Below are 26,159 nucleotides of genomic sequence, written 5' to 3'. Positions count from 1 at the left end.
CGACGGGGTTCGCGAACCCCGTCGCGCCCGTCCTGCGTCAGCTGGACGTGGACCTGCTCACACCAGGTGTGCCCGAGTCACGGAAGCCTCACTAGCCCTCGCAGTCGGGAAGGGCCTGCGGAATACCGCACTCGGACACCGCCGCCGCACCCGTGTGCGCATCGCCCGCGGATGCGGCCGGCGCGAACGCGAGCACCAACACTGCCGCGGCCGCAACGGCCGCCGCGATCTTCCTGATCATGTTTCCCCCGAGGAACTCCCGGCGGAGCCCCCTGCCCCGCCAAGATCCACCCTAGAGATCGCGGTGCGCCCGCGTCGCCGAAGCTTGGGCCCTCGGCTTGAGCACGATCGTGTCGAGGTTCACGTGCGACGGCCGGGTGACCGCGAATGAGATCACGTCCGCCACGTCGTCGGCGGTCAGCGGCGTGATGCCTTCGTAGACCTTCGCCGCGCGCTCGGTGTCGCCACCGAACCGGTTCGCGGAGAAGTCCGTCTGGACCATGCCCGGCTGGATCTCGGTGATCCGCACCGGCTGCCCCAGCAGTTCGCCCCTCAGCGTTCGATGCAGCGCCGACTGGGCGTGCTTGGCGCTGGTGTACCCAGAACCGTTGTCATAGGCCTCATACGCGGCAACTGACGTCACGGAAACGATGTGCCCGTCCCCGGAGGCGATCAGCTTCGGGATGAAGGCCTTGGTGACCAGCAGGGTGCCGAGGACGTTCGCCTCCCACATCCACCGCCACTCCTCGGGATCACCCTCGGCCACGGTCGAAAGTCCGCGGGCACCACCGGCGTTGTTCACGAGCACGTTCGCCTGGGGTACCCCGTCGGCGAAAGCGGCGACGGAGGCCTCGTCGGTGACGTCCAGCTCGATGGCCGTCCCGTCGATCTCCTTCGCGATAACGTGGAGACGGTCCAGACGGCGTGCGCCGAGCACGACGTGGAAGCCCTCGGCGGCCAATCGCCGGGCGGTGGCCTCGCCGATGCCCGCGCTGGCTCCGGTCACTACTGCGACAGGTCGATTCACGATCTCGATCGTAGGCCGCCGAACCGGGTGTGACCGACGTCACCCACACCCGAGTGGGGTTCTGGACGTCCACCATGGTGGGAGGTCGAAACCGTGAAGAGAACACTTGTCGCGCTGGTCGCCGGGCTGACGCTGCTGACCGGCTGCTCGAGTGTCGAGGCGGGGTCACCGAAGGCGGACAGCTCGTTGCCGTCCGCGAAGGTCACGCTGTCCCCGGTCGACGGCACCAAGGACGTGCAGGTCACGAGTCCGGTGCAGGTCACCGTGGTGGACGGGAAGATCGAGTCCGTCGCGGTGAAGTCGCCGGAGGGCAAAGACGTCAAGGGCACGCTGACCGAGGACAAGTCGGGTTGGACCGCCTCCGAGCCGCTGGGCTACGGCAAGACGTACAGCTACTCCGGCAAGGTCGTCGGCACCGATGGCAAACCGGTCGAGATCAAGGGCTCGTTCACCACCGTCGCGCCCGGTTCGCAGACCCGAGCGACGCTCTGGCCGGGTGACAACCAGACCGTCGGCGTCGCGGCGCCGATCATGGTCAAGTTCGAGGCGCCGGTCCAGGACAAGGCGACCGTCGAGAAGGCGTTGAAGGTCACCAACTCCGCGAACGTCACGGGCACCTGGGCGTGGCTGAACGACCAGGAAGTGCACTACCGGCCGGAGAAGTACTGGCCGGCGAACACCACGATCAAGGTCGAGGCCAAGCTCTACGGCGTGAACTACGGCGGTGGCGCGTTCGGCCGGGCCGACGTGACCAGCGACTTCACCATCGGTCGCAACCAGGTCGTCAAGATCGACAACCCGACGCACCGCCTCAAGGTGCTGCGGGACGGCCAGCAGGTCGCGGACTACCCGGCGTCGTTCGGCAAGGACGCCGACCCCGAGCTGACCACGCCGAACGGCACGTTCGTCGTGATGTCGAAGCACGACACGTTCTCGTTCGACAACCCGCGCTACGGCTACACGAACGTCGTGAAGAAGTGGGCCGTCCGGTTCTCGAACCACGGCGAGTTCATCCACGAGAACAACGACAACGCGGGCAACATCGGCTCGAACAACACCTCGCACGGCTGCGCGAACCTGCTGGAGGCCGACGCGAAGGCGTACTTCGACTCGGCTCTGGTGGGCGACCCGGTCGAGGTGACCGGCTCCATCACCACGTTGCCGGCGCAGTTCGACTGGTACGACTGGCAGCTGTCCTGGGACCAGTGGAAGAGCAAGTCCGCCATCAAGTAGGACCAAGTAGGACCGGCGGGAATGCGTCCCCCGACCAGGTCGTTTGCACGTGTGTGCACCTAACACACGTGACGGCGGCCGGCGGGGGACGACTGGCCGTCCGTGAGGCAGGACCACTCGACGCGCCGTCGGTGGTGCTGATCCACGGCTGGGCGCAGACGGGCGAGGTCTGGGACCTGCCCGGTTTTCGGACTTACGCCGTTGACCTGCGTGGACACGGCGAGTCCGACGACTTCGGCGACTACCGCGATTCCGCCCAGTGGGCCGCGGATCTCAAATCCGTGCTGGACCACACCGGACCGGCGACCGTGCTGGGCTGGTCCTACGGCGGCCTCGTGATCGCCGACTACCTCCGCTTCCACGGCACCGCGAAGATCAACGCGCTGGTGTTCGTGAGCGCCGTCACCGAGATCGGCCGAGGACGCCCCGGCGGCGAGACCGGCCCCGTGATGCGCGCGGCGCTGCCCGCCGCGATCACCGACGACGAGGTGATGGCCGAGTTCTGCCGCAACATGGCACCCGCGCTACCTGCTGAGACGGTCGCCGAACTCACAGCCTCGGCGACCTCGGTGAGCCATAAAGTGCGAGGTGAGCTGTTCCGCAGGGATGTGGGCAGCGCTGACGTGTTGAAGGCCGTCGACGTGCCGACCCTGGTCGTGCACGGGACTCAAGACGAGGTGGTGGCCCCTGCCGCCGCCGAGTACTCCGCCGCCCTGATCCCCGGAGCCGAGTTGAGCCTCTACCCCGACACCGCGCATGCGCCGTTCCTGGAGCGAACGGCGCAGTTCGCCGACGACTTGAAGCGAGTCGCCCGATGAAGCGCGTCGCGGTGCTCTCGGTGCACACGTCGCCGCTGGAGCAGCCGGGCACGGGTGACGCGGGCGGGATGAACGTCTACATCGTGCAGACGGCCACGCGGATGGCGCAGCGCGACGTCGAGGTGGAGATCTTCACCCGTGCCACGTCGTCGGAGCTGCCGCCGGTCGCGGAGCTGGCGCCAGGCGTGCACGTCCGGCACATCGCCGCGGGACCGTTCGAGGGCCTGGGCAAGGAGGAGCTGCCCGGCCAGCTCTGTGCGTTCACGGCGGGTGTCTTACGCGCTGAGGCACGGCACGAGCCCGGCTACTACGACGCGATCCACTCGCACTACTGGTTGTCCGGGCAGGTCGGCTGGCTGGCACGGGAACGGTGGGGCGTGCCGCTCGTGCACACCGCGCACACGCTGGCCAAGGTCAAGAACCTGGCGCTGGCCGAGGGCGACACACCGGAGCCGCGGATGCGGGTGATCGGTGAGGAGCAGGTGGTCAACGAGTCGGACCGGCTGGTGGCCAACACCGACATCGAGGCCAGCGAGCTGATCAAGCTCTACGACGCGGAACCGTCCAAGGTCGTCGTGGTGCCGCCCGGTGTCGATCTCGACAGGTTCACGCCCGGCGATCGCGACAAGGCCCGGCACTGGTTCGGCATCCCGCGGGACGCGATCGTGCTGGCGTTCGTCGGCCGGATCCAGCCGTTGAAGGCTCCGGACGTGTTGCTGCGCGCCGCCGCCGAGATGCTGGTCCGCGATCCGGGGCTGCGGTCCCGGCTGGTCGTGCTGATCGTCGGCGGGCCGTCCGGCAGCGGCATGGAACAGCCGAAGGCGCTGGAAGAACTGGCCGTGCAGCTGGGGATCACGGACGTGGTGCGGTTCCTGCCACCGCAGCCGGGGCCGACGCTGGCCGCGGTCTACCGCGCGGCGGATCTCGTGGCGGTGCCGAGCTACAACGAGTCGTTCGGGCTGGTGGCGCTGGAGGCCCAGGCCTGCGGGACGCCGGTGGTCGCGGCGGCGGTCGGCGGGTTGCCGGTCGCGGTCAACGACGGCGTGTCCGGCGTTCTGGTGCACGGCCACGAGCCGGCGGCGTGGGCTGCGGCGATCAGCGGAGTCGCGTTGCCGCAGAGGGAGCACCTGGCGAGCAACGCCGTCGGGCATGCGCGACGCTTCTCCTGGGACCGCACGACTGACGCCCTGCTGTCGGGGTATCAAGAGGCGGCAGATGTGTTCCGCCGGGAGGTTTTCGCTTGAGTGTCGACCCGAACGTAGATGCGGTCATCAAGGCTTTCCTCGACGAACGGGAGCTGAAGTACGACCGCCGTGAGCCCGGCAAGTTCTTCGTGACGCTGCCGGGGACCAAGAAGCTGCAGACCAACGTGTGGCTGGTCGAGACGGCGCACGCGCTGGTGGTCGAGGCGTTCGTGTGCCGGCGGCCCGACCAGTCGTTCGAAGAGGTCTACCGGTTCCTGTTGCGGCGCAACGCCCGGCTCTACGGCGTGCACTACACGATCGACGCCGAGGGTGACATCTACCTGGTCGGACGGGTCGGCAAGCACGCCGTGACCGCCGACGAGCTGGACCGCGTGCTCGGGCAGGTGCTGGAGGCGGCCGACGGCGACTTCAACCCGTTGCTGGAGATCGGGTTCGCCGACGCGATCCGGCGGGAGTGGGCGTGGCGGGTGTCGCGCGGCGAGTCGCTGGCGAACCTGGCGGCCTTCCAACATCTCGTTTCGGAGTAGGCGGCAACTCGTTTCGGCCTCCCCGGCAACCCCTGGTCCGCTCGAAACCGTCCGACTGGCATGGGCAGACCAGTGCTGTGGGTGGGAGTCGCGTTGCTGGCCCTGGTTTCAGCGGGGTGTGGCAGCAGCATGCGGGACATGGGCGGTTCGGCGAACAACGCCGCACCGGAGGCGGCCGTGGCGCCGCAGCAGAAGCCGGGGCAGCAGCAGGAGAACGCTCCTGCTGCCGTGCAGTCGGTGCAGCAGGAACGTCAGTTGGTGCGCACGGCGACCGTTGACCTGCGCAGCGATGACGTGCTGAGGGCCATCGGTGAGGTCAAGAACCGGGCGCAGCGCGTCGGTGGGTTCGCGGGACAGGAGAACTCCACCAAGGAACGCGGAACCGTGACGGTCCGCGTGCCGTCCGCCGAGCTGGACAACGTCGTGCGGGACCTCGGCCAGGTCGGTGAGGTCACGCGCAGCGAGGTGCGCAGTGAGGACGTCACCGACCAACTGGTCGACGTCGAGGCGCGGATCGCGACGCAGAAGGCCAGCGTGGAGCGGCTGCGGGTGCTGTTCGAGCGGGCCGGGTCGACCTCGGAGGTCGCGCAGGTCGAGGCGGAGCTGACCAAGCGGCAGGCGGAGCTGGAGTCGATGCAGCGGCGCAGTGCTCAGCTCAAGGGCCAGGTCACGTTGGCGACGTTGACGGTGCAGGTCGCCACCGTTCCGATCGCGGCGCCCGAACCGGAAGAGCTCGGCTTCCTCGGCGCGCTGCAGGGTGGCTGGAACGCGTTCACCGGCACGGTGAACGTGATCTTGATCGGGGTCGGCGCGATGCTGCCGTTCCTGGTGGCGCTCGGAGTGCCCGCGGCGGCGGTGATCTACGTACTGCGTCGACGGCGGCGTGTCACCCAAACGAACGAAGCCGCGTGATCAAGTTCTACTGAGAGTGGTCCTTTGTGAAGCGCGGAACGGCTCGGGAGAGAGGGGGAGTCGCATCGAGCCGTCCCGCGTCAAAGGTCCCCGCTGCATGGGTCCGTGGACGGGGGGAGCCTCCGGATCCCAAGCGGGACACGCGATCCGACGGGGGATGACGAACCGCGCGAGTGCCTCGCGCTTGTCGAGTAAGCGTGGGAGCCGACTCGCGGAGGCGGTATCAACTTCCCAGATACATCCTTGCGTTCACAAGTGCTTGTATTACTCCATTCGAGTGTAATTAGACGCGCTAAGTAACGTATCTGTAGCGATTGAGCAGTCCTTGACCTGTTCAGTGGGCTGGATCACGATGACCCCACAGGCTGGGTGTTCAGCGAGTGAATGAGGTCGCCGCATGGTCTTTCGCAGTCCGTTCCCCGATGTCGAGATCCCTGACGTGTCGCTGCACCAGCTGTTGTTCGGCGACATCGCCGATCGGGTGGACAGGGTTGCGTTGATCGACGGCATGTCCGGTGCCTCGATCACGTACGGCCGGCTCGCCGGCATGATCGACCGGATGGCCGCCGCACTGGCCGCGCGCGGCATCGGCAAGGGCGACGTGGTCGGCATTCTCAGCCCGAACACGCCGTACTACGCCGTCGTGTTCCACGGCATCCTGCGCGCGGGAGCCACCGCGACCACGATCAACGCCCTCTACACACCCGACGAGGTCGCGCACCAGCTGCACGACGCGGGCGCGAAGATGCTGTTCACGGTGTCCGTGCTGCTGCCGAACGCCGCTCCTGGTGCCACGAAGGCCGGTGTGACCGACGTCGTGGTGCTGGACGGTGCCGAGGGCTACCCGTCGCTGCAGGAACTGCTGGCGAACGACCACCCGGTGCCGGACGTGGAGATCAACCCGGCCGAGGACATCGCGGTGCTGCCGTACTCGTCCGGCACGACCGCGTTGCCCAAGGGCGTGATGCTGACGCACCGCAATCTCGTCGCAAATCTCGTGCAGTGCGGCCCAATTCTTTCGGATGTCGGCCCGCATACGCGAATTCTTGCTGTGCTGCCGTTCTTCCACATCTACGGCATGCAGGTGTTGATGAACAACGGCCTGTACATCGGCGGTGTCGTCGTGACGCTGCCGAAGTTCGAACTGCCGGAGTTCCTGCGCGTGATCGCCGAGCACAAGACCGACCGCGTCTACATCGCGCCGCCGGTCGCCGTGGCGCTCGCCAAGCACCCGATCGTCGACAACTACGACCTGTCCGCGATGAAGATGCTCTTCTCCGGCGCCGCCCCGCTGGACGAGGACCTCGCCGACGCGGTGAAGAAGCGCATCGGCTGCAAGGTCGCGCAGGGCTACGGCATGACCGAGATGTCGCCGGTCAGCCACGCCATCCCGGACAGCCGCGAGGACATCTCGATCGGCACCGTCGGGGTGATCATCCCGAACCTCGAGTGCCGCCTGGTCGACCCGGCCACCGGCGCCGACGTCGGCGTGGGCGAGCGCGGCGAACTGTGGTGCAAGGGCCCGAACATCATGAAGGGCTACCTGAACAACCCCGACGCCACCGCCGCCACCATCGACGACGAGGGCTGGCTGCACACCGGCGACGTGGCCGTGATCGACGCCGACGGCATCGTCTCGATCGTCGACCGGGTCAAGGAACTGATCAAGTACAAGGGCTACCAGGTCCCGCCGGCCGAGCTCGAAGCCGTGCTGCTGACCCACGACGAGATCGCGGACGCCGCGGTCATCGGCGTGAAGGACGCGGACGGCGAGGAGGTGCCGAAGGCGTTCGTGGTGCTGCAGGCGGGCTCTTCGCTGGACGCCGACGCGGTGATGGCGCACGTGGCGGCACATGTGGCGCCGCACAAGAAGGTCCGCGTGGTCGAGTTCATCGAGGCGATCCCCAAGTCCGCCGCGGGCAAGATCCTCCGCAAGGACCTCAGGGCCCGCGAACAGGCCTGATCTTCTCGAGGCCCCGGCACACCACGCAGGTGTGCCGGGGCCTTCGTCACTTCCGCACGCGGAACCGGAGCATGGTGATGGGTCCCGACTGCGTGTTGCTCAACGGTTCCAGGTCGACCTTGCCGAGGCCCGAGGTCGAGAAGCGCACGCCGTCGCCGAACAGCACCGGCAGGACGTAAACCAGGACCTCGTCGACGAGCCCCCGCTGCAGGCACTGGGTGGCCAGGTCGGCACCCAGGATCTCCAGGTTCTTCCCTCCCGCGGCGGCGCCTGCCGTGGCGACGGCCTCCGCGAGATCGCAGGTGAGGAACGTGATCCCCGGCTCCGGCTCGTCCGGCGGCCGGTGCGTCAGGACGAACACCGGCCCGCCGTCGTACTCGGTGTCCTCCGCGCGCATCCGCTTGGCGACCTCGTGCGTGCCCCGGCCGACGAGCATGGCGCCCGTTGCGTCCATGACCTCGGGAAACGGGTTGTCCCTCATGTGCTCGAGGATCCAGTCCATCGCGTGCCCGGGGCCGGCGATGAAGCCGTCCAGCGACATCGACCTGTTCACGACGACCTTGCCTGCGTTCACTTCACTCATACTGGGTCAGACCCGGCACACGCCGTGAACTAATCGGTGTGAGGAGTTGAACGTGGGCGACACGGACGACGTGGACCAGCTCGTGGAACTGGCCGGTGAACGAGGCGACTTCGACGAGCTGCGCAGGCTCGCCGCCGCCGGTTCGTCCGACGCGGAGGACGTGCTCGTGGAGCTGGCCGCAGAACGCGGTGACCTCGACGAGCTGCGCCGCCTCGCCGACAGCGGCAACAGCGACGCCGCGGACGTCCTGGAGGAGCTGGCCGAGGAGTAGTCAGGCCTGCAGCAGCGTCGCTCGCAACGAGTCCGCGAGCCAGGCCTGGTAGCGGTCCGCCGGCCAGCCCAGCACCTGGTGCACGTGCGGCGACATCATCGTCACCAGCACGTCCGCCACCCGCTCGGTGTCGAAGCTCGGCCGCACCTGACCGGTCGCGATCAACGCCTCCGCGAGCGCCAGGCAGTTCGCCCGCATCGCGTGCTCACCCTCGTGCGAGATCCGCCGCACGTCCGCGTCGGCTCCGGACGACTCGATGCCCGCCATGATCAGCGCGCCGGCCCGTTCCAGCACGGCACCGTTGCGCCGCACCATCTCCACGATCATGTCCTGGGCCGTCGGGGTGGTGAGCACCTCCTCGAACACCGGCCGGTCCCGCATCGCGACCGGCTCCTCGTCTCCCGCGATCGCCACGTTCAGGGCGTCCTGGAAGATCTCGACCTTGTTCTTGTAGTGCGTGTACACGGTCCGCTCGGACACGCCCGCCTCGTACGCGATCTTGCGCATCGACGTCGCCACGAACCCGTCCCGCGCGAACAGCCGGTGGCCCGCGTCGCGCACCAGCAGGCGCGTGTAGGCGGCCCCCTGCTCCCGCAGCGGTGAGCTGTACGAACGCTTGACGTCCTCACTCATCGAGCGCAGTGTACCTGTATTCGTTGCGGATGCTCTGCAATCAACTGGACGAACCCGAGATGGCGCAGCTCAGAGGAATTAGAGGCGTGAAGATTCCGGTGACAGACCTCGACCGCAGCATCGAGTGGTACGCCGAGGTCTTCGGGTTCGAAGTCGAGTGGGAGTTCGAGGACGCGGACGGCGTCGTCCGGGTGTCGCGGGCTACGTGAGCAACGGGCCGCCGGCCTCAGTCTCAGGCTCGACCCGGACACCGCGAAGGCGATCGCGGGCTTCGACCCGGTCAACTTCGCCGTGGAGACCCGCGAGGACCTCCAGGAGTGGATCGCGCACCTCGACGAGCTGGGCGTCGGCCACTCGCCCGAGATCGAGGCGAGCACGGGCTGGCTGCTGGTCTTCAACGACCCGGACGGGCTGGAGATCCACGTCTACACCGACGAGGAACATGGCGTGGATCACGGTGACCGGCCGGGGTACGGCAGGAGGGTCGGCATGGCAGGCTAGCTGCCATGTCTGTCGGAACCTTGGTGCTGCTCCGCCACGGCGAGAGCACGTGGAACGCGGAGAACCTGTTCACCGGCTGGGTGGACGTTCCCCTGTCGGAGAAGGGCGAGCGGGAGGCCCGCCGCGGTGGAGTGCTTCTCAAAGAAGCCGGTGTGCTGCCGGAGATCCTGCACACCAGCCTCATGCGCCGGGCGATCATGACCGCGAACCTGGCGCTCGACGCCGCCGACCGGCACTGGATCCCGGTCAAGCGCGACTGGCGCCTCAACGAGCGCCACTACGGCGCGTTGCAGGGCAAGAACAAGAAGCAGACGCTCGAGGAGTTCGGCGAGGAGCAGTTCATGCTCTGGCGCCGGTCCTACGACACCCCGCCGCCGCCCATCGAGCCCGGCAGCGAGTTCTCCCAGGACACCGACCCGCGCTACGCGGACCTCGGCCCGGACCTGCCGCTGACCGAGTGCCTGCTGGACGTCGTCAAGCGCATGCTCCCGTACTGGGACGAGGCGATCGTGCCGGACCTGCGCACCGGCAAGACCGTGCTCGTGGCGGCGCACGGCAACTCGCTGCGCGCGCTCGTGAAGCACCTCGACGGCATCTCGGACGAGGCCATCGCGGGGCTGAACATCCCGACCGGCATCCCGCTGCGCTACGACCTCGACGAGGACCTGAAGCCGCTCAAGCCGGGTGGCGAATACCTCGACCCCGAGGCCGCGAAGGACGCGATTGCGGCCGTCGCGAACCAGGGTCGCTGACCGCATTTCGCGAAAGGCGCACCCGCTGTTCGGGTGCGCCTTTCGCGCGTTAGGACACGGTTGGGTGAACACGGGCTGACCAGGGACGGAACAACCGTCCACTGAGGTGTCGCGGGTATCACGGTTCACGCTTCCGCACTAGGCCAAGACACCTCTGAGCTGCTTACCATTCGCCTCGTGACCACAACGGGTTACCTCGCTGTGTCGATCGGCCTCGCGCTCATCGGCGTGATCGCCGCTTTCTTCATCGGCCGGCTCACCGCTCCACGCCACCCCCGCAAGCCGGAAGGCCTCACGGTCGCCGAGCTGATCCAGCAGATCATTCACGACTCGCACGACGGCATCGTGGTGCTGAACCACTTCGGTGACGTGGTGCTGCACAACCCCCGTGCCGAAGAGCTCGGGATCGTCCGCAACAACCGGGTCGACGACCGTGCGCGCAAGGCCGCCGAGGGCGTCCGCAACAGCAACGAGGTCGTGTACGTCGACCTCTCGCCGTTGGACGGATATCGCACCGGACGCCAGCCGGAGGCCGTGCACGCCGAGGTCCGGCTGCTGATCGAGAACTTCACCGTCGTGGACGCGACCGACGAGTCCGAGGCCGTGCGGCTGGAGAAGACGCGGCGCGACTTCGTGGCGAACGTCAGTCACGAGCTGAAGACCCCCGTCGGCGCTCTCGCACTGCTGGCGGAGGCCGTGCTGGACGCGAGCGACGACCAGGAGGAGGTCCGCCGCTTCAGCGCGAAGATCATGCAGGAGGCCACCCGCCTCGGCACGCTCGTCACCGAGCTGATCGCGCTGTCGCGCCTGCAGGGCGCGGAGAAGCTGCCGGAGCTCAGCGACACCGAGATCGACGTCGTGATCAACGAGGCGCTGTCGCGGTCCAAGCTCGCCGCCGAGTCGGTCAACATCTCGATCACCACCGACGAGCCGAGCGGGTTCGTCGTGCCGGGTGACCGGTCGTTGCTGGTCACGGCACTGACGAACCTGCTGGACAACGCGGTCGCGTACTCGCCTCCCGGCAGTCCCGTGTCAGTCAGCAGGAGACTGGTGGACGGGCACGTCGAGATCGCCGTGACCGACCGCGGCATCGGCATCGCCGAGGACCAGCAGACGCGGGTCTTCGAGCGGTTCTACCGCGTCGACAAGGCTCGATCGCGCGCGACCGGAGGCACCGGTCTCGGGCTCGCGATCGTCAAGCACGTCGCCGCCAACCACGGCGGCGAGGTGAAGCTGTGGAGCCTGCCAGGAACGGGGTCCACCTTCACGCTGCGGCTTCCGGCCGCGGCGACCGAACCCAACCCGACTCTCGTGCCCACTGGCGCGGGTGACTCAGGAGGAGAGCTGTGACCAGGGTGCTCATCGTGGAGGACGAGGAGTCCTTCGCCGATCCGCTCGCCTTCCTGCTGCGCAAGGAGGGGTTCACCGCGGCGCTCGCGGCCACCGGCCAGGAGGCGCTGGAGGAGTTCGACCGCAACGGTGCCGACATCGTGCTGCTCGACCTCATGCTCCCCGGCATGAGCGGCACCGACGTCTGCAAGCAGCTGCGGCAGCGCTCCGCCGTGCCCGTGATCATGGTGACCGCGCGTGACAGCGAGATCGACAAGGTCGTCGGCCTGGAACTGGGCGCGGACGACTACGTCACCAAGCCGTACTCGGCCCGTGAGCTCATCGCCCGCATCCGCGCGGTGCTGCGCCGCGGCGGCGAGTCCGAGGACCTGCTCCCGCAGATCCTGGAGGCCGGTCCGGTGCGGATGGACGTGGAACGCCACGTCGTCACCGTCGCCGGTCAGGACATCAGCCTGCCGCTCAAGGAGTTCGACCTCCTGGAGTACCTGCTCCGCAACGTGGGAAGGGTGCTCACCCGCGGTCAGCTCATCGATCGCGTGTGGGGAGCGGACTACGTCGGCGACACGAAGACGCTGGACGTGCACGTCAAGCGGCTGCGGTCGAAGATCGAACCGGACCCCTCGACCCCGCGGCATCTGGTGACCGTCAGGGGTCTCGGTTACAAGTTCGAGTCCTGACGGACACGACCAGGTACCGTTTCCGGCGTGCGCCTGGGCGTTCTCGACGTGGGTTCCAACACCGTCCACCTACTCGTGGTGGACGCGCATCGTGGTGCCCACCCCATCCCGATGACGTCCGAGAAGACGATCCTGCGCCTCGCGGAGCAGCTCGACCCAAAAGGTCAGCTGACCAAGTCGGGTGCTGACCAGCTGGTCAGGGCCGTCGCCGCCGCCAAGGCGTCGGCCAAGCGGTCGGGCTGCGAGGACCTCATGGCGTTCGCGACCTCGGCGGTGCGCGAGGCGGGCAACTCCTCGGAGGTGCTCGACCGGGTGCGCACCGAGACCGGGGTCGACCTCAAGGTCCTGTCCGGCGAGGACGAGGCCCGCTACACCTTTCTCGCGGTCCGCCGCTGGTACGGCTGGTCCGCGGGCAAGCTGTTGTGCCTCGACATCGGCGGCGGCTCGCTTGAGCTTGCTGTCGGTCGCGACGAGAACCCCGACATGGCCTTCTCCGTGCCGCTGGGCGCGGGCCGGTTGACGAGAACCCGGTTCAAGAAGGACCCGCCCCGGCGCTCGGAGGTCCGCGAGACCTCCGACTGGCTGGCCGAGCAGCTCGCGCCCGTCGCGCGGAAGCTGAAACGCGCGGGTGAACCCGATCGGGTGGTTGCGACCTCAAAAACCTTCCGAACGCTGGCGCGGCTCACCGGGGCCGCGCCATCGTCTGCCGGGCCCAGGGCACGTCGCGTGCTCACCGACGCTGGCCTGCGGCAGCTGATCGCGTTCATTTCCCGGATGTCGGCCGGCGACCTCGCCGAGCTGGAAGGCGTGAGCACGTCACGCGCCCACCAGCTCGTGGCGGGCGCGCTGGTCGCGGAGGCAACGATGCGAGCCCTGTCACTCACGCAGCTGGAGATTTGCCCCTGGGCACTCCGGGAGGGTGTCATCCTCCGGCGGCTGGACCACACTGATGGGACGGACCAGAGCGATACTGGACGTACTGGCCAGACCGGGGCACGGTGGAGTTGATGAGTCGAGAGAGCGGATCGGAGCACACGCAGCGCACAGTCGCTGAACTGCTCGCCCAGTACGGCGGCAGCTCAGAGGCGGCGCCACGTCGGCGACGCCGCCGCGCGGCCGACGACGAGGACGACGTCCAGCAGCCGGAGACCGCGCCCCAGACGATCATCGAGCGGGTCCTGTCCGACAGCGGCCGGCTGATGGCCATCCGCGACGACGAGGCCCCGTCGGGTCGTCGTGCGGCCCCCGAACCGCCCCCGGTCGCCCCGCCGCCTCCTCCTCCCGCCCCCGAGCGCACGGCGTACCAGCCGAAGCCGCCGGTGGCGCCACCCGCGCAGCCGCCGCAGGTCCGCAGACCCGGGCCCACGCCTCCGCCGGCCGCTGCCGCCGAGCAGACCCGCCAGGTGCCGCAGGTCCGCGACCAGCCGTCGCGCTCGGACCTGCCGCGTCCCGAGGCCCCGTCGCGCCCGGACATGCCGAGGCCCGAGATGCCGCGCCCGGACGCGGTCGCGTCGCGCCTCGAAGCCGGTGGCCCGCCCGCGCCGACCCCGTCGCGCCCGAACCTCACCCGGCCGCCGAAGCCGGTGCCGCCGTCGGTGCAGCTGCCGACGCCGGTCCAGAAGCCCGGTGTGCCGCCGCGTGAGGCGATGACCGAGCAGCTTCCGCGCATCCCGGCCAAGGCACCGGTGGACCAGATCGCCGCGCTCGAGACCGAGTCCGTGCTGATCGTGCCGCCGGCCCCGCCGCGGCTGCCGGAGCCGTTGCCGAACAACCAGCCCGACGCCTGGTTCGCCGACGACGAGATGGACGTCAAGACGGACCTGTCCATGCCGCCGATGGAGTCGACCGCGGCCCATGCCGGCCCGTACGTGGACGACGACGACTCGCAGGAGTACGCCGTCTACCGCGCCGAGGACGACTACCTCGCCGACGAGGACGAGGAGTCCGACGAGGGCCCGGCCGGTCTCGACGACGCCGACGAGGCGTCTGAAGAGCCCGAGGAGGAACCGGCTCGCTCGCCCGGCAAGGAGTGGCTGGTCATGATCGGCCAGCTCGCTGTCGGCGTGCTCGGCGGTGCGGCCCTGTGGCTCGCGTTCAACTACCTGTGGCGCGCGATACCCGCCGCCGCACTCGTGGTGGCGCTTGCGGTTACCGTGGGTCTGGTGTTGCTGGTTCGCAAGATCCGCCGAGCGGACGACCTCCAAACCACCGTGCTGGCCGTGCTCGTAGGCCTCATCGTCACCGTTTCACCAGCGGCGATGCTGCTGGTGAAGAGTTGACGGGCCGCATCCCGGTCGGGCTTTCCACGGCGTCGGTCTACCCGCAGCCCGCCGGAGCGGCGTTCGAGATCGCCGCCGAACTGGGCTACGACGGCGTCGAGCTGATGGTGTGGGCCGACCCGGTGTCGCAGGACATCCGGGCCGTCGACCGCCTGTCGACCCGATCGGGCATGCCCGTCCTCGCCGTGCACGCGCCGTGCCTGCTGATCTCGCAGCGGGTGTGGTCGCCGGACCCGGTCGAGAGACTGCGCAAGTCCGTCCAGGCGGCCCAGGACCTGGGCGCGCCGACCGTCGTGCTGCACCCGCCGTTCCGGTGGCAGCGCAAGTACGCGGACGGCTTCGCCGAGCTGGTCTCCTCGCTGGAGGACGAGAGCGGCATCGCGATCGCGGTCGAGAACATGTTCCCGGTGCGGCGGCCGTTGGGCCGCGGGCGTTCTGTGCAGATGACCGCGTTCAAGCCGTCGATCGACCCGACCGACGTGGGGCACAGCAACTACACGCTGGACCTGTCGCACTCGGCGGCCGCGCACGTGGACGCCCTGGAGCTGGCCAAGCGGATGGGCGACGGGCTGCGGCACATCCACCTCGCCGACGGCTCCGGCGCGCCCAAGGACGAGCACATGGTGCCGGGGCGCGGGACGCAGCCGTGCGCCGAGCTGTGCGAGATGCTGGCGCGCGGCGGGTTCGACGGTCAGGTCGTGCTGGAGGTCAACACCCGGCGGGCGCCGACTCCGGCGGCGCGGCGGGAGATGCTCGCCGAGTCACTGCTGTTCGCGCGCTTGCACTTGGACTGGCCCTAGTGGCGCGACCCAGAACGCGGCCGGGTGATTCACGCTCAGCAGGGCGCCTCGCGGCGCCGCCCCAGCGCCCCCACACGTCCACCACGAGGACGCGGGGGCGGCACCACGATGCACCCGTCTGACCGCGAATTCGCCTGGCAACGTTCTGGGCCACGCCACCAGCCGGGTTAGGGTTCGTGCTGTGAACCCGCTGCGAGCGTTGATCATGGCCGCGTCTCGCAACGAGACTGTCCGCCACCTCGTCGCCAACGCACCCATCAGCCGTGACGTCGTGAAGCGCTTCGTCGCGGGGGAGACCACCCGCGACGCCGTCGAGGTGGTGCGCGGCCTGGGTCTGCCGGTCACGCTCGACTACCTCGGCGAGGACACCACCGACAAGGCGCAGGCCGAGAAGATCGTGCAGGCGTACCTGGAACTGCTCGACGCGCTGCACGCCGCCGGTCTGGCCCAAGACGCAGAGGTGAGCGTCAAGCTGTCCGCGGTCGGGCAGGCGCTGGACGAGTCGCTCGCCCTGACGAATGCCTCCAGGATCTGCGCCGCCGCCGAGCAGTGCGGCACGACCGTGACGCTCGACATGGAAGACCACACGACGACGGACTCGACCCTGCGGGTGCTGCACGAGCTGCGGCGTACGTGGCCCTGGGTCGGCGCGGTGCTGCAGTCGTACCTGCACCGCACGTTGGACGACTGCAAGGCGCTGGCCGGGCCGGGATCACGGGTCCGGCTGGTCAAGGGCGCCTACGCGGAGCCGCCGGACGTGGCCATCCAAGACCCGCACGAGGTCGACCTGAACTACGTGCGATGCCTGAACGTGCTCCTCGCGGGCGAGGGCTACCCGATGTTCGCGACCCACGATCCGAGGTTGATCGAAATCATTGGCGAGCGGGCTCGCTGGTATGACAAAACCGACTTCGAGTACCAGATGCTCTACGGCATCAGGCCGGAGGAGCAGAGGCGCCTCGGAACCCGGGTTTATGTCCCCTACGGCGAGCAGTGGTACGGATATCTCATGCGGCGACTAGCAGAACGGCCTGCCAACGTGACTTTCTTCTTGCGGTCGCTGGCCAGCCGCTCATGACCTTCACTAAGTCCAGCGCGGTGCGGTCGCTCGGTGACGGAACCTTCACCGCGTCCCTGCCCGCCGAGTGGACCGTCGGCCCCAAGCCTCACGGCGGGTTCCTGCTGGCGGTGATGACCCGCGCGGCCGCTGAGGTGGCGGCCGGTGATCCGCTGGTGGTCTCCGCCCAGTTCCTGCGGGCCCCCGAGGTCGGGCCGGTGCTGGTCAGGACCGACATCCGCAAGGCGGGACGCACGGCCACGGTGGTCGCGGTGACGCTGGAACAGCGCGGTCAGGTGTGCGTCGAGGCCTCGGTGACCACGGGACGGATTCCCGACCACCGGGCCGACTACGTGAACCTGCCGTCGCTCCCGGCCGCGCCGCCGCCCGGTTCGGTGGAGCTGGCGACGTTCCCGACCGGCGGCACGTACAAGGTCGGCAACCTGTGCGATCTGCGGATCGACCGGGAGTCGGCGACGTTCCTCGACCGGCGCACGGACGGGCCGCTGACGTTGAAGCTCTGGGCGCGGCCGATCGACGAGCAGCCCGACCCGTACTTCGCGCTGCTCGCGGGAGACCTGTCGATGCCGGTGACGTTCAACCTCGGCCGTTTCGGCTGGTCGCCGACGGTGCAGCTGACCGCGTTGCTGCGGGCCAGGCCTGCGCCGGGGTGGCTGCGGATCCACGTCACCTGCCAGGCGGTGCACGGGCAGTGGTTCGACGAGGACGCCACGGTGATCGACTCGGCGGGCCGGCTGGTGTGCCAGGCGAGGCAGTTGGCGCTGACACCTGCCGTTTGAGCGCACTGTGTGAGACTTGACCGATGACGAAGATCGCGGTGCTCGGCGCGGGCAAGATCGGTGAGGCGCTGCTGTCCGGGCTTCTGCAGGGCGGCCGGGCGGCCACCGATCTGATGTTCACCGAGAAGCACGAGGAGCGCTCGGCCTCGCTCACGGCGCAGTACGGCATCGAGGCCACGACGATCGCGGGTGCGGCCGCCAAGGCGGACGTGCTGATCGTGGCGGTCAAGCCGCAGGACATCGAGCCGTTGCTGACGGAGCTGAAGCCGGTTCTGAAGGCCGGCACGCTCATCGTCTCGCTGTGCGCGGGCCTGCCGACGTCCCTGTACGAACGCAGGCTGCCCGCGGGCACCCCGGTCGTGCGGGTCATGCCGAACACGCCGATGGTCGTCGGTGAGGCCATGAGCGCGGTCTCCGGCGGCTCCAACGCCACGCCCGAGCACCTCAAGGTCGTCGAGGAGCTCCTGTCGACCGTGGGCAAGGTCGCGGTCGTGCCGGAGTCGCAGCAGGACGCGGTGACGGCGCTGTCCGGCTCGGGTCCCGCGTACTTCTTCTTCCTCGTCGAGGCGATGATCGACGCGGGCATCCTGCTCGGCATCCCGCGCGACCTGGCGTCGACGTTGATCATCCAGTCCGCCGTGGGTGCGGCAACGATGCTGGCAGAGGGCTCTTCGCACCCCGTGATCCTGCGCGAGGCGGTCACCTCCCCCGCGGGAACGACGATCATGGCGATCCGCGAGCTGGAGAAGCACGGCGTCCGTGCGGCGCTCCTCGCTGCCATCGAATCGGCGCGTGACCGCTCCGTCGAACTGGGCAGGCAACACGAGGACTGAGCAAAGCTCACCTCGCTTGGACGTCGCAGGAGTCACACCAGTCCCGCTACTCTCAAGAGAGCACGTGCGTGTCGAACCGTCGGTGGGGAAGACCGACGGCACGACACGTGTCGAAGGATGCGGTGATACATGCCTGCGAAGGAGAACGAACGAACAGGTCTCGCTCAGGTCCAGTTCCTGACCGTGGCTGAAGTGGCCTCGATGATGCGGGTCTCGAAGATGACCGTGTACCGCCTGGTGCACTCCGGTGAGCTGCCCGCGGTGCGGGTCGGCAAGTCGTTCCGGGTGCCCGAGAAGGCGGTGCACGCCTACCTCGAGAACGCGTACTTCGACGCTGGCTGACGGCGGCTGAAGACTGGCGAACCCCAGCGGGTAGACTGGTAGGCCGATCGTGCTTACCGGCGCGCCGTGCTTGACACGGCCAAGGCTGGGGCGCGCCAGTCAAAGCAACGTCTAGAGCTAAGGATCCCGCATGGGCTCGGTCATCAAGAAGCGCCGCAAGCGCATGTCGAAGAAGAAGCACCGCAAGCTGCTGCGCAAGACCAGGGTTCAGCGTAGGAAGCGCGGCAAGTAAGCCCGCTTGCGCTCTCACCGCCGCTGGTTCCCTCTCGGGGGCCGGCGGCGGTTGCGTTTCTCCGGACTGTCACGGTGGTTGCACAGGCACGGATATCACCCTTTGAGACGCTTCCCCGGAACCACGGGAACGGGGGCCGCCGAACGGGTGATTAGCCGGTAAAGCCTGCGTGACCTGCGTCAAGACGGCGTTCCGGCCCCCTCCGGTTTCCGATTGGGCTTGTAGCATCGACCAATCGCAACGCCCTTCAGCTTGGAGTCGCATGACGCCCAAGGTCGTCCTCGTCACCGGAGTCAGCCGCTTCCTCGGCGGTCATCTCGCCGCGCGGTTCGCCGCCAACCCGGACATCGAGCGCGTGCTCGGTGTGGACACCGAGCCGCCGCCACGTGACCTCCTGCGCCGGATGGGCCGGGCGGAGTTCGTGCGTGCGGACATCCGCAACCCGTTGATCAGCAAGGTCATCTCCACCGCGAACGTGGACACGGTCGTCCACGCCTCGGTCACCGCCAACCCGGCCGGGCCCACCGGTCGCACGGTGATGAAGGAGATGAACGTCATCGGCACCATGCAGCTGCTGGCCGCGTGCCAGAAGTCGCCCAAGGTGCAGAAGCTCGTCGTGAAGTCCACCAGCGCCGTGTACGGGTCCAGCTCGCGCGACCCGGCGGTGTTCACCGAGGACATGGGCCCGAAGGACCTGCCGTCGTCCGGCTACGCCAAGGACGCCGTCGAGGTCGAGGGGTACGTGCGCGGGTTCGGCCGCCGCAGGCCGGACGTGAACGTCACGACGTTGCGCTTCACGAACTTCATCGGGCCGCGCATCGACACGGTGCTGACGCGTTACTTCGCGCTCCCGGTGGTACCCACTGTGTTGGGCTACGACGCTCGCGTGCAGCTGCTGCACTCCGAGGACGCGCTCGCTGTCCTCGAACGCGCGACGCTGCACGACCTGCCAGGTGTCTTCAACGTGGGCGGCGACGGCGTGCTGCTGCTGTCGCAGGCCATTCGCCGGGCGGGCAGGCTGAACCTGCCGGTGCCCAGCATGGCCGTGCCCACGGTCGGCGGCTTCTTCCGGAGCGCCCGGCTCGTCGACTTCTCGCCCGACCAGATGAGGTTCCTCAACTGGGGGCGCGTGGTCGACACCACCCTGCTGCAGAAGGACTTCGGGTTCACGCCGCGGTGGACCACCCAGCAGGCGTTCGACGACTACGTGAGCGGCCGTGGCTTGAGGCCGCTCATCGACCCAGAAACGATCGCTTCCGCGGAACGGGGAATCCTCGACGCGGCCGCTCGTTTCCGCTGATCTTGTATTTGAGGAGATGAACGCAGTGGCAGGAGCACGCGTTATCCCGCTGCACGACCCGGAACGCGACGCCGCGCGCAGATCGCGCCACGTCGAGGTGGTCCCCGAGCCGGCGCAGCAGCAGTCCGAGACACCGGACTGGGAACGCAGGCTGGCAGACCTGCTGTCGTTCGCGCGCAGGCGGATCGCCGGCGACTACCAGATCGACGAGTTCGGCTTCGACCGCGACCTCACCGAGAACGTCTTGATGCCGCCGCTCAAGCCGCTCTACGAGAAGTGGTTCCGCGTCGAGACCATCGGCCTGCAGAACATCCCGATGGCCGGTGGCGCGCTGATCGTGGCGAACCACTCCGGCACGTTGCCGCTCGACGCCCTGATGACCTCCTACGGCATCGCGTCCGAGCACCCGGCCCAGCGCCACATGCGCATGCTCGGCGCGGACCTGGTCTTCCGCACGCCGCTGCTCGGCGCCCTGGCCCGCAAGTCCGGTCAGACCCTGGCCTGCAACCCGGACGCCGAACGGCTGCTGTCCTCCGGCGAGCTCGTCGGCGTGTGGCCGGAGGGCTTCAAGGGCATCGGCAAGCCGTTCAAGGACCGCTACAAGCTGCAGCGCTTCGGCCGCGGCGGCTTCGTCTCCGCGGCGCTGAAGACCGGCGTGCCGATCATCCCGTGCTCGATCGTCGGGGCCGAGGAGATCTACCCGATGATCGGCGACATCAAGGCGTTGGCGCGCCTGTTCGGCTTCCCGTACTTCCCGGTGACGCCGTTCTTCCCGCTGCTGGGGCCGCTGGGAGCCATCCCGCTGCCGTCGAAGTGGTACATCGAGTTCGGTGAGCCGATCCAGACCAACGTGTTCGGCGACAACCCGGCCGACGACCCGATGCTGGTCTTCAACCTCACCGACCAGATCCGCGAGACGATCCAGCAGACCCTGTACCGCCTGCTGACCCAGCGCCGCAACGTCTTCCTGGGCTAGATCAACTCCTGCACCTCGGCACAGCCGAACACCTTCCCGACAGGTTCACCGTCGCGCACCGCCTCAGCGGTCGCGACGGCGTGCCGCAGCGCTGCCCGGAACAGCAACGACCCGGTGCTGATCCTCTTCACGCCGAGATTCCCGAGCTCCTTCGGCGTGCGCTGCTGCGCGAGCACGTTCAACGGCGCCAGCCTCGCGAGCTTCTCGATGTCACGCGGCTCGGTCAGCCCAGGCACGAAGATCCCGTCCGCCCCGGCGTCGACGTACCTCCTCGCGCGCTCCTCGGTCTCCTCGATGGCGACGCCGTGCCAGTGCGTGTCGATACGAGCGTTCAGGAACACCCCCGGCGCACGTTCCTTGACCCTGCTGATGATCAGCGCCTGCTCCTCCGGCGCAGCCAGCCCGTGCGGCCGCCCGTCCTCCAGGTTCACGCCCGCCGCGTCCAGCCCGGCAACCAACTCGGCGGGGTCCTGCCCGAATCCCGACTCCAGGTCGACGGTGACCGGGCAGGGCAGGTCCTTCAACAGCGCCGCGAGCGCGGTCGCCTGCGCCCCGGCCAGCCCCATGCCGTCGGGAATCCCGTGCGTGGCCGCAACCCCGAGGCTGGTCGTGCCGATCGCCTTGAACCCGGCCGCGTGCAGCGCCGCCGCCGAGGTGTAGTCCCAGGCGTTGGGGAGGACCAGCGGTTCGTCCTGGCGGTGCATGGCCCGGAACGCCATGTTCTTGGCGATCCGGATGCCTAGCTCGCGGCCTGGGCAGGCGTGCGCGCCGAACCCGAACGGGTGGTTCTCCAAGCTGACCTCGATCACGCCGTTGGAGGTCGCTCGGCGCGTGATCGGAACCGGCGGCGCGGGATCCCCGGCTTCGAGGTTCTTAGCGAGGGCGTGCGTGGCCGCCCAGGCCTGCACGAGCAGCCCGATCCGCGCCGCAGTCTCCTCGTCGTGGCTGCCAGCAAGTCGTTCCACCGCCGCATCAGCTTCCGCCGTGATCGGCTCGTGCGGCTGGTAGCAGGGCGCGATCCTGGCGATGTCGTCGAGCGAGCCCGGTAGTCCCAGCGCCCGCGCGAGTTCGTCGAGCGTGGTGACGTTCTCGATGAGCTTGGTAGTGAGCGCACGCCTGCGCACGTGCTCGGCCCCGTTGCTGAAGCGGACGACGTTGGCACGCAGCCACGCCACCCCGCGTTCGCCGGCGGGGACAGTCGGAACGGGAAGGCTCAGCAGCTCTTCGGTCATGCCCCGACGCTAGGCCCGCAACGTTTCGGCGCGGACCGAAGCGTTCGGCCCGCAGAATGGTCGTCATGGAGGCTCTGGCCCAGGTAGCCGCCCTGCTGGCGGACAAGACGCGAGCGGCGTTCTGCGGCGCCCTGCTGGACGGCAGAGCCTGGACCGCCACCGAACTGGCCAACCACGCCCGCGTGGCCCCCTCAACAGCCAGCGAGCACCTGACCCGCCTGATCGAGGGCGGCGTCCTGACCGAGCACCGCCAAGGCCGCCACCGCTACGTCTGTCTTGCGGGCCCGCACGTGGCCGAACTCCTGGAAACCATGACCGCCTTCGCGGGCCCAGGCCCCAAACCGCGCGGCCTGCGGGCGGCCTCCGCCTCGGAAGCCATGACCCGAGGCCGCACCTGCTACGACCACCTCGCGGGAAAACTGGGCATCGCCCTGAAGACCGGCCTGTTGGAGCTGGGCGTGGTGACCACCGACCTGGCAATCACCGAGCCGGGCCTGGTCTGGCTGAAGGAACTCGGCTTCGAACCCTCGAAACGCCAGCTGAGCCGAGCCTGCCTGGACTGGACCGAACGCGTCCCGCACCTGGCGGGCGCCGCCGGAGCCCACCTCTGCGAGGTGTTCTTCACCCGCGACTGGCTCCGCCGAATCGGCACCAGCCGTGCGGTGGTGCTCACGCCAGCCGGTGAGCAGGGCTGGCGTGAGCTGGGCCTGACCGACTAGCTCTGAAGAACCGCCGTGACGCTCAGCGGAGTGATCGAAGTCCCGCCGCACCCCACCTCGTCGACATATCCGACGTACAGCGGCACGAACTCGTCCGGCGGGAAGACCTTGATGCCCCACACCGGCTGCGGCTGACAGACCTCCGGGTCGTAGTTGCCCGGATTGGCGAACCCGACGGTGGCGGACACGGACGCGCCGTACGCCAACGTGATCAGGTCGCCGGCCGCCCCGATGCGCCTGGCCGGGTTGCCAACCTGGGCGTCAGCCCGGTCCACGTAGGACACGCCGGGGAACCCCTTCAGCACACAGGCGCCAAGCCGACGCATGGTGAACTTGATCTCCCGGTAGGACGTCCCCGCGGCGGCACCCCTGTCGATGGACGTGATGTCCAGGTCAACCGACTTGCACGTGGGCAACGCCGCCGCGCTGGCCACGACAGTCCCGCCGGCCACGAACGTGATCACCAGCAAAACCGTTCCGATGAATCTCCTCATGTCGTCTCCCCCGAGACGTTGGAGTCATGACATGAAGGACACGCCCGCCACACCGGACGCGTTGCCGTGCCAAAACGGGACGAAAGGTCAGGCGAGGGCCGCCCGCAGGCGGTCCTCCTCCACCTTCCAGTACCCGTGCTCGGCCCCGTCCACCAGGAACACCGGCACCTGGTCGCCGTACTCCGCACGCCACTCCGGATCCGAGTCGACGTCCTCCACCGACCAGGTGGCGCCGACGTCCCGGCAGATCCGTTCGACCTCGACCTTCGCGACGTCGCAGAGGTGGCAGTTCGCGCGGCTCATGATGGTCACGTGGTGCGCCACGGTTCAGGCTCCCAACGGCTTGCGCAACACGGCACGAGCCAGCTTCCCGGTGGGCGAGTGCGGCAACGCCGGCGCGAACTCCACCGACGTCGGCACCTTGAACTTGGCCAGCCGCGCCGCGCAGTGCGCCACAACGTCGTCCGACGAAACCGACTGCCCCTCGCGCAGCACGACCACGACCTTCACCGACTCACCGGTCTTCTCGTCCGGCACGCCGACGGCCGCGGCTTCGAGCACCGCGGACATCTCGCCGATGACCTGCTCGACCTCGTGCGGGTAGACGTTGAACCCGTTGACGATGATCAGGTCGCCCGCGCGGTCCACCAGGTGCAGATCACCGTCAGCATCGATGAACCCGACATCACCAGTCCGGAACCACCCAGAAGAGTCCGGCCCGTGCGCCCCGTCCGGCCAGTAGCCGCTGAAGAGGTTGTCGCCCTTCGCGGACACGAGTCCGGTCCCCGGTTCGTCCTCGTCGATGTCCAACACCGACCCGTCGGTGTCGACCAGCCGAATCTCCACTCCAGGCAACGCCTGCCCGACCGACCCGGGCTTGGGCACCCCACCAACCAGCGTCGACGTCAAAACCGGTCCCGTCTCGGTGAGCCCGTACCCCTCGAAGATCGGAATCCCGATAGCCCCGCGCATCTCGGCGATGACCCCCGCCGGCAGCGGCGCAGCCCCGGACGTGAAGAGTCGAACCGTGGCCAGCTTCTCCCGCAGCACCTCGACCGGGTTGGCCAGCAGCGCCCGGTACATGGGCGGCACGCCGACCATGGTGGTCACACGGTGCTCTTCGATCACGTCCAGCGCGTTGGCCGGCTCGAAGCGCTCCAACAACACCGCGGTCGCCCCAGCACCGGCGACCTGCAGCAGTCCAGGCCCGAGGCCGTAGACGTGGAACAACGGCAGCGCGAGCAACACCCGGTCACCAGCCGTCACAGGCGCGGGCCGCAACGAAGCACACTGCGAGACGTTCGCCAGCAAAGCCCGATGCGACAGCATCGCGCCGCGCGGCACGCCGGACGTGCCGGAGGTGTAGCCGAGCACGGCGAGGTCCTCGCCGCCGCGAACGGCCTCGAAGGGCTCGCCAACAGCAGAAACGTCCGGAACGTCCAGAACGGTCGCGTCGGAGCCCTCGCCGTCGCCCACCAGGAAGGTGGCGCCGGAGTCGGCCAGGATGCGCTGGAGTTCGCGCGGCGGGTTGCCGGGACCGGTGGGCACGACGACGCCGCCGGCGCGCAGCACGCCGAACACGGCGACCACGAACTCGGGCGACGTGGGGAGCCGTACCGCCACTCGGTCGCCCGGTTCGAGACCGGAATCGGCCAAACGGCGGGCGAAAGCATCGATCGCACCGTCGATGGTTTCCCAGGTGAGGCTCACACCGCTCGCGACGTCGACCAGTGCGACGTGGCTTGGCCCCCGCTGTGCCGAAGCACGGACCAGATCTGCGACATTGCGAGCGGAAGTCAACATGGCCTCCTCATGAACAACTGGACGCTTCGAGCAGTCTTCCACGCGTGGCCAGCGTCACGAAGCCGTGGTTCGTACGTCTCCACATCGCAACCCCGTCCGCTACCTACTACGGAGTAACAAGACGTATGCTGCCGCCACGGCGACTCTGTGGAGGTGCCGCCAGCCGATGACCGCGCGGGCACGACCGAACACGATGAGGACCACCCGGACCATGACGGGAGGTCAGCACGACAACGCAGGCGACGAGCCCTGGCTGCTCGTCAAGGCCGCCCAGGAGGGTGACACCGAGGCGTTCGGCGTGCTCTACGACCAATACGTCGACATGGTGTTCCGCTATGTCCTCTTCCGGGTGGGCGGAGATCGCGCGTTCGCCGAGGACGTGACCAGCGAGACGTTCCTCCGCGCGCTGCGCAGCATCGGTTCGGTCAGCTATCAGGGGCGCGACGTCGGCGCGTGGTTCGTCACGATCGCCCGCAACATCGTGTTCGACCACGTGAAGTCGAGTCGCTACCGGCTCGAGGTCACGACGGCCGAGCTCCAGGACAACCGCGAGGAGACCGGCGGTCCCGAGCAGGAAGTCATGACCGAGGCGACCAACGCGGAGCTGCTCCGCTGCGTTTCCCAGTTGGGTGACGACCAGCGCGAGTGCATCGTGCTGAGGTTCATCGAGGGCAAGTCGGTGTCCGAGGTCGCGCAGCTCATGGACCGCAACGAGGGCGCCGTGAAGGCGTTGCAACACCGGGCCGTCCGACGGCTCGCGCAGATCCTCCCGTCGTGGTTGCGGTGATCACGATCGCAACCGCGTAACCCAAAGCAGATCAACTTCGTTACTCGGGCTGA

The 26,159-nt window shown here is 68.6% G+C and carries 32 protein-coding genes; 24 read left to right on the top strand and 8 right to left on the bottom strand.

Going from position 1 to position 26,159, the window contains the following annotated elements:
• Positions 1 to 91: 91 nt before the first annotated feature.
• Positions 92 to 241 (bottom strand): hypothetical protein, encoded by a 150-nt coding sequence (locus LFM09_RS13195; RefSeq protein ID WP_414096693.1) that lies wholly within the window; start codon positions 239 to 241, stop codon positions 92 to 94.
• Between the two features lie 51 nt (positions 242 to 292).
• Positions 293 to 1,027 (bottom strand): SDR family NAD(P)-dependent oxidoreductase, encoded by a 735-nt coding sequence (locus tag LFM09_RS13190; protein WP_414096692.1) that lies wholly within the window; start codon positions 1,025 to 1,027, stop codon positions 293 to 295.
• 93 nt (positions 1,028 to 1,120) lie between these two features.
• On the opposite strand from LFM09_RS13190, the gene LFM09_RS13185 reads away from it, so the two are divergent.
• The 6 genes from LFM09_RS13185 to LFM09_RS13160 all read left to right on the top strand — a co-directional run bounded on the left by LFM09_RS13185 (position 1,121) and on the right by LFM09_RS13160 (position 7,685).
• Complete coding sequence (locus LFM09_RS13185; RefSeq protein ID WP_414096691.1) at positions 1,121 to 2,260, top strand: L,D-transpeptidase; 1,140 nt, start codon at positions 1,121 to 1,123, stop codon at positions 2,258 to 2,260.
• Positions 2,261 to 2,328: 68 nt separating this feature from the next.
• The gene (locus LFM09_RS13180; protein WP_414096690.1) at positions 2,329 to 3,078 is read left to right on the top strand and encodes an alpha/beta fold hydrolase; all 750 of its coding nucleotides are present in this window, start codon (positions 2,329 to 2,331) and stop codon (positions 3,076 to 3,078) included.
• Positions 3,075 to 4,322, top strand: a complete 1,248-nt coding sequence (mshA, locus tag LFM09_RS13175) for a D-inositol-3-phosphate glycosyltransferase (RefSeq protein WP_414096689.1) — start codon at positions 3,075 to 3,077, stop codon at positions 4,320 to 4,322. The genes LFM09_RS13180 and mshA overlap by 4 nt, the downstream gene beginning before the upstream one ends.
• Positions 4,319 to 4,810, top strand: coding sequence for a YbjN domain-containing protein (locus tag LFM09_RS13170; RefSeq protein ID WP_414096688.1), 492 nt, complete (start codon positions 4,319 to 4,321; stop codon positions 4,808 to 4,810). Before mshA ends, LFM09_RS13170 begins: the two co-directional genes overlap by 4 nt.
• Before the next feature lie 60 nt (positions 4,811 to 4,870).
• Positions 4,871 to 5,722, top strand: a complete 852-nt coding sequence (locus LFM09_RS13165; protein ID WP_414096687.1) for a DUF4349 domain-containing protein — start codon at positions 4,871 to 4,873, stop codon at positions 5,720 to 5,722.
• Positions 5,723 to 6,119: 397 nt separating this feature from the next.
• Positions 6,120 to 7,685, top strand: a complete 1,566-nt coding sequence (locus LFM09_RS13160) for an AMP-binding protein (RefSeq protein WP_414096686.1) — start codon at positions 6,120 to 6,122, stop codon at positions 7,683 to 7,685.
• 46 nt (positions 7,686 to 7,731) lie between these two features.
• Here the strand turns inward: LFM09_RS13160 and LFM09_RS13155 are convergent, their stop codons facing one another.
• The gene (locus LFM09_RS13155; RefSeq protein ID WP_414096685.1) at positions 7,732 to 8,268 is read right to left on the bottom strand and encodes a dihydrofolate reductase family protein; all 537 of its coding nucleotides are present in this window, start codon (positions 8,266 to 8,268) and stop codon (positions 7,732 to 7,734) included.
• 52 nt (positions 8,269 to 8,320) lie between these two features.
• Here LFM09_RS13155 and LFM09_RS13150 point away from each other — a divergent pair, with 52 nt between their 5' ends.
• On the top strand, positions 8,321 to 8,539 hold the full coding sequence (locus LFM09_RS13150; RefSeq protein ID WP_414096684.1) for a hypothetical protein: 219 nt from the start codon (positions 8,321 to 8,323) through the stop codon (positions 8,537 to 8,539).
• Here LFM09_RS13150 and LFM09_RS13145 read toward each other — a convergent pair whose 3' ends face one another.
• On the bottom strand, positions 8,540 to 9,172 hold the full coding sequence (locus tag LFM09_RS13145) for a TetR/AcrR family transcriptional regulator (protein WP_414096683.1): 633 nt from the start codon (positions 9,170 to 9,172) through the stop codon (positions 8,540 to 8,542).
• Between the two features lie 29 nt (positions 9,173 to 9,201).
• Here LFM09_RS13145 and LFM09_RS13140 point away from each other — a divergent pair, with 29 nt between their 5' ends.
• The 15 genes from LFM09_RS13140 (at position 9,202) to LFM09_RS13070 (ending at position 21,071) form a co-directional block, all read left to right on the top strand.
• Positions 9,202 to 9,381: a VOC family protein gene (locus tag LFM09_RS13140; protein ID WP_414096682.1), complete on the top strand. Its 180-nt coding sequence runs from the start codon at positions 9,202 to 9,204 to the stop codon at positions 9,379 to 9,381.
• A gap of 82 nt (positions 9,382 to 9,463) precedes the next feature.
• Positions 9,464 to 9,673, top strand: coding sequence for a hypothetical protein (locus LFM09_RS13135; protein WP_414096681.1), 210 nt, complete (start codon positions 9,464 to 9,466; stop codon positions 9,671 to 9,673).
• Between the two features lie 5 nt (positions 9,674 to 9,678).
• Positions 9,679 to 10,425 carry a phosphoglyceromutase gene (locus tag LFM09_RS13130; RefSeq protein ID WP_414096680.1) on the top strand — a complete coding sequence of 249 codons (747 nt, stop codon included), beginning with the start codon at positions 9,679 to 9,681 and terminating at the stop codon, positions 10,423 to 10,425.
• Positions 10,426 to 10,602: 177 nt separating this feature from the next.
• The gene (locus LFM09_RS13125) at positions 10,603 to 11,775 is read left to right on the top strand and encodes a sensor histidine kinase (protein ID WP_414096679.1); all 1,173 of its coding nucleotides are present in this window, start codon (positions 10,603 to 10,605) and stop codon (positions 11,773 to 11,775) included.
• The gene (locus LFM09_RS13120) at positions 11,772 to 12,452 is read left to right on the top strand and encodes a response regulator transcription factor (protein ID WP_319989054.1); all 681 of its coding nucleotides are present in this window, start codon (positions 11,772 to 11,774) and stop codon (positions 12,450 to 12,452) included. Before LFM09_RS13125 ends, LFM09_RS13120 begins: the two co-directional genes overlap by 4 nt.
• Positions 12,453 to 12,479: 27 nt before the next feature.
• Entirely contained in the window at positions 12,480 to 13,460 is a 981-nt protein-coding gene (locus tag LFM09_RS13115) for a hypothetical protein (RefSeq protein ID WP_414096678.1), read from the top strand.
• Positions 13,460 to 14,731, top strand: coding sequence for a hypothetical protein (locus LFM09_RS13110; protein WP_414096677.1), 1,272 nt, complete (start codon positions 13,460 to 13,462; stop codon positions 14,729 to 14,731). The genes LFM09_RS13115 and LFM09_RS13110 overlap by 1 nt, the downstream gene beginning before the upstream one ends.
• Positions 14,728 to 15,531, top strand: coding sequence for a sugar phosphate isomerase/epimerase family protein (locus tag LFM09_RS13105; RefSeq protein ID WP_414096676.1), 804 nt, complete (start codon positions 14,728 to 14,730; stop codon positions 15,529 to 15,531). The genes LFM09_RS13110 and LFM09_RS13105 overlap by 4 nt, the downstream gene beginning before the upstream one ends.
• A gap of 181 nt (positions 15,532 to 15,712) precedes the next feature.
• On the top strand, positions 15,713 to 16,609 hold the full coding sequence (locus LFM09_RS13100) for a proline dehydrogenase family protein (protein WP_414096675.1): 897 nt from the start codon (positions 15,713 to 15,715) through the stop codon (positions 16,607 to 16,609).
• Positions 16,606 to 17,388, top strand: a complete 783-nt coding sequence (locus LFM09_RS13095) for a thioesterase family protein (RefSeq protein WP_414096674.1) — start codon at positions 16,606 to 16,608, stop codon at positions 17,386 to 17,388. The genes LFM09_RS13100 and LFM09_RS13095 overlap by 4 nt, the downstream gene beginning before the upstream one ends.
• A 23-nt stretch (positions 17,389 to 17,411) precedes the next feature.
• Entirely contained in the window at positions 17,412 to 18,221 is an 810-nt protein-coding gene (gene proC / locus LFM09_RS13090) for a pyrroline-5-carboxylate reductase (RefSeq protein WP_414096673.1), read from the top strand.
• A gap of 129 nt (positions 18,222 to 18,350) precedes the next feature.
• On the top strand, positions 18,351 to 18,563 hold the full coding sequence (locus tag LFM09_RS13085; RefSeq protein WP_030477960.1) for a helix-turn-helix domain-containing protein: 213 nt from the start codon (positions 18,351 to 18,353) through the stop codon (positions 18,561 to 18,563).
• A 130-nt stretch (positions 18,564 to 18,693) separates the two neighbouring features.
• Positions 18,694 to 18,795, top strand: coding sequence for a 30S ribosomal protein bS22 (locus tag LFM09_RS13080; RefSeq protein ID WP_015105422.1), 102 nt, complete (start codon positions 18,694 to 18,696; stop codon positions 18,793 to 18,795).
• Positions 18,796 to 19,057: 262 nt separating this feature from the next.
• Positions 19,058 to 20,095, top strand: coding sequence for an NAD-dependent epimerase/dehydratase family protein (locus LFM09_RS13075; RefSeq protein ID WP_414096672.1), 1,038 nt, complete (start codon positions 19,058 to 19,060; stop codon positions 20,093 to 20,095).
• A gap of 16 nt (positions 20,096 to 20,111) precedes the next feature.
• On the top strand, positions 20,112 to 21,071 hold the full coding sequence (locus LFM09_RS13070) for a lysophospholipid acyltransferase family protein (RefSeq protein WP_414096671.1): 960 nt from the start codon (positions 20,112 to 20,114) through the stop codon (positions 21,069 to 21,071).
• On the opposite strand, the gene LFM09_RS13065 is transcribed toward LFM09_RS13070, so the two are convergent.
• Positions 21,068 to 22,303: an isocitrate lyase/phosphoenolpyruvate mutase family protein gene (locus tag LFM09_RS13065; RefSeq protein ID WP_414096670.1), complete on the bottom strand. Its 1,236-nt coding sequence runs from the start codon at positions 22,301 to 22,303 to the stop codon at positions 21,068 to 21,070. The genes LFM09_RS13070 and LFM09_RS13065 overlap by 4 nt on opposite strands.
• 65 nt (positions 22,304 to 22,368) lie before the next feature.
• On the opposite strand from LFM09_RS13065, the gene LFM09_RS13060 reads away from it, so the two are divergent.
• Entirely contained in the window at positions 22,369 to 23,022 is a 654-nt protein-coding gene (locus LFM09_RS13060) for an ArsR/SmtB family transcription factor (RefSeq protein WP_414096669.1), read from the top strand.
• On the opposite strand, the gene LFM09_RS13055 is transcribed toward LFM09_RS13060, so the two are convergent.
• From LFM09_RS13055 to LFM09_RS13045, 3 genes are all read right to left on the bottom strand, one after another.
• Positions 23,019 to 23,516: a DUF4232 domain-containing protein gene (locus LFM09_RS13055; RefSeq protein WP_414096668.1), complete on the bottom strand. Its 498-nt coding sequence runs from the start codon at positions 23,514 to 23,516 to the stop codon at positions 23,019 to 23,021. The genes LFM09_RS13060 and LFM09_RS13055 overlap by 4 nt on opposite strands.
• Before the next feature lie 87 nt (positions 23,517 to 23,603).
• Complete coding sequence (locus LFM09_RS13050; protein WP_414096667.1) at positions 23,604 to 23,840, bottom strand: glutaredoxin family protein; 237 nt, start codon at positions 23,838 to 23,840, stop codon at positions 23,604 to 23,606.
• A 3-nt stretch (positions 23,841 to 23,843) separates the two neighbouring features.
• Entirely contained in the window at positions 23,844 to 25,319 is a 1,476-nt protein-coding gene (locus LFM09_RS13045) for an AMP-binding protein (protein WP_414096666.1), read from the bottom strand.
• Positions 25,320 to 25,512: 193 nt separating this feature from the next.
• Between LFM09_RS13045 and LFM09_RS13040 the strand changes: the two genes are divergently transcribed.
• A complete protein-coding gene (locus LFM09_RS13040) occupies positions 25,513 to 26,106 on the top strand; it encodes a sigma-70 family RNA polymerase sigma factor (protein ID WP_414096665.1) in 594 nt (197 codons plus the stop codon).
• Positions 26,107 to 26,159: the final 53 nt, after the last annotated feature.

It is taken from the genome of Lentzea alba, assembly GCF_047445655.1.
Taxonomy (GTDB): Bacteria; Actinomycetota; Actinomycetes; order Mycobacteriales; family Pseudonocardiaceae; genus Lentzea; species Lentzea alba_A.
Note: the sequence above shows the minus strand (reverse complement) of the source record. Positions and strands in the feature narration are given on the sequence as shown.

What these genes read in the sequence shown, in the direction of transcription:
- LFM09_RS13065 (WP_414096670.1), bottom strand. Translation starts at nt 22,303, where the DNA reads ATGACCGAAGAGCTGCTGAGCCTTCCCGTTCCGACTGTCCCCGCCGGC.
- LFM09_RS13155 (WP_414096685.1), bottom strand. Translation starts at nt 8,268, where the DNA reads ATGAGTGAAGTGAACGCAGGCAAGGTCGTCGTGAACAGGTCGATGTCG.
- LFM09_RS13075 (WP_414096672.1), top strand. Translation starts at nt 19,058, where the DNA reads ATGACGCCCAAGGTCGTCCTCGTCACCGGAGTCAGCCGCTTCCTCGGC.
- LFM09_RS13060 (WP_414096669.1), top strand. Translation starts at nt 22,369, where the DNA reads ATGGAGGCTCTGGCCCAGGTAGCCGCCCTGCTGGCGGACAAGACGCGA.
- LFM09_RS13040 (WP_414096665.1), top strand. Translation starts at nt 25,513, where the DNA reads ATGAGGACCACCCGGACCATGACGGGAGGTCAGCACGACAACGCAGGC.
- LFM09_RS13165 (WP_414096687.1), top strand. Translation starts at nt 4,871, where the DNA reads ATGGGCAGACCAGTGCTGTGGGTGGGAGTCGCGTTGCTGGCCCTGGTT.
- LFM09_RS13160 (WP_414096686.1), top strand. Translation starts at nt 6,120, where the DNA reads ATGGTCTTTCGCAGTCCGTTCCCCGATGTCGAGATCCCTGACGTGTCG.
- LFM09_RS13095 (WP_414096674.1), top strand. Translation starts at nt 16,606, where the DNA reads ATGACCTTCACTAAGTCCAGCGCGGTGCGGTCGCTCGGTGACGGAACC.
- LFM09_RS13045 (WP_414096666.1), bottom strand. Translation starts at nt 25,319, where the DNA reads ATGTTGACTTCCGCTCGCAATGTCGCAGATCTGGTCCGTGCTTCGGCA.
- LFM09_RS13080 (WP_015105422.1), top strand. Translation starts at nt 18,694, where the DNA reads ATGGGCTCGGTCATCAAGAAGCGCCGCAAGCGCATGTCGAAGAAGAAG.
- LFM09_RS13085 (WP_030477960.1), top strand. Translation starts at nt 18,351, where the DNA reads ATGCCTGCGAAGGAGAACGAACGAACAGGTCTCGCTCAGGTCCAGTTC.
- LFM09_RS13140 (WP_414096682.1), top strand. Translation starts at nt 9,202, where the DNA reads ATGCTCTGCAATCAACTGGACGAACCCGAGATGGCGCAGCTCAGAGGA.
- LFM09_RS13055 (WP_414096668.1), bottom strand. Translation starts at nt 23,516, where the DNA reads ATGAGGAGATTCATCGGAACGGTTTTGCTGGTGATCACGTTCGTGGCC.
- mshA (WP_414096689.1), top strand. Translation starts at nt 3,075, where the DNA reads ATGAAGCGCGTCGCGGTGCTCTCGGTGCACACGTCGCCGCTGGAGCAG.
- LFM09_RS13145 (WP_414096683.1), bottom strand. Translation starts at nt 9,172, where the DNA reads ATGAGTGAGGACGTCAAGCGTTCGTACAGCTCACCGCTGCGGGAGCAG.
- LFM09_RS13195 (WP_414096693.1), bottom strand. Translation starts at nt 241, where the DNA reads ATGATCAGGAAGATCGCGGCGGCCGTTGCGGCCGCGGCAGTGTTGGTG.
- LFM09_RS13110 (WP_414096677.1), top strand. Translation starts at nt 13,460, where the DNA reads ATGAGTCGAGAGAGCGGATCGGAGCACACGCAGCGCACAGTCGCTGAA.
- LFM09_RS13070 (WP_414096671.1), top strand. Translation starts at nt 20,112, where the DNA reads ATGAACGCAGTGGCAGGAGCACGCGTTATCCCGCTGCACGACCCGGAA.
- proC (WP_414096673.1), top strand. Translation starts at nt 17,412, where the DNA reads ATGACGAAGATCGCGGTGCTCGGCGCGGGCAAGATCGGTGAGGCGCTG.
- LFM09_RS13130 (WP_414096680.1), top strand. Translation starts at nt 9,679, where the DNA reads ATGTCTGTCGGAACCTTGGTGCTGCTCCGCCACGGCGAGAGCACGTGG.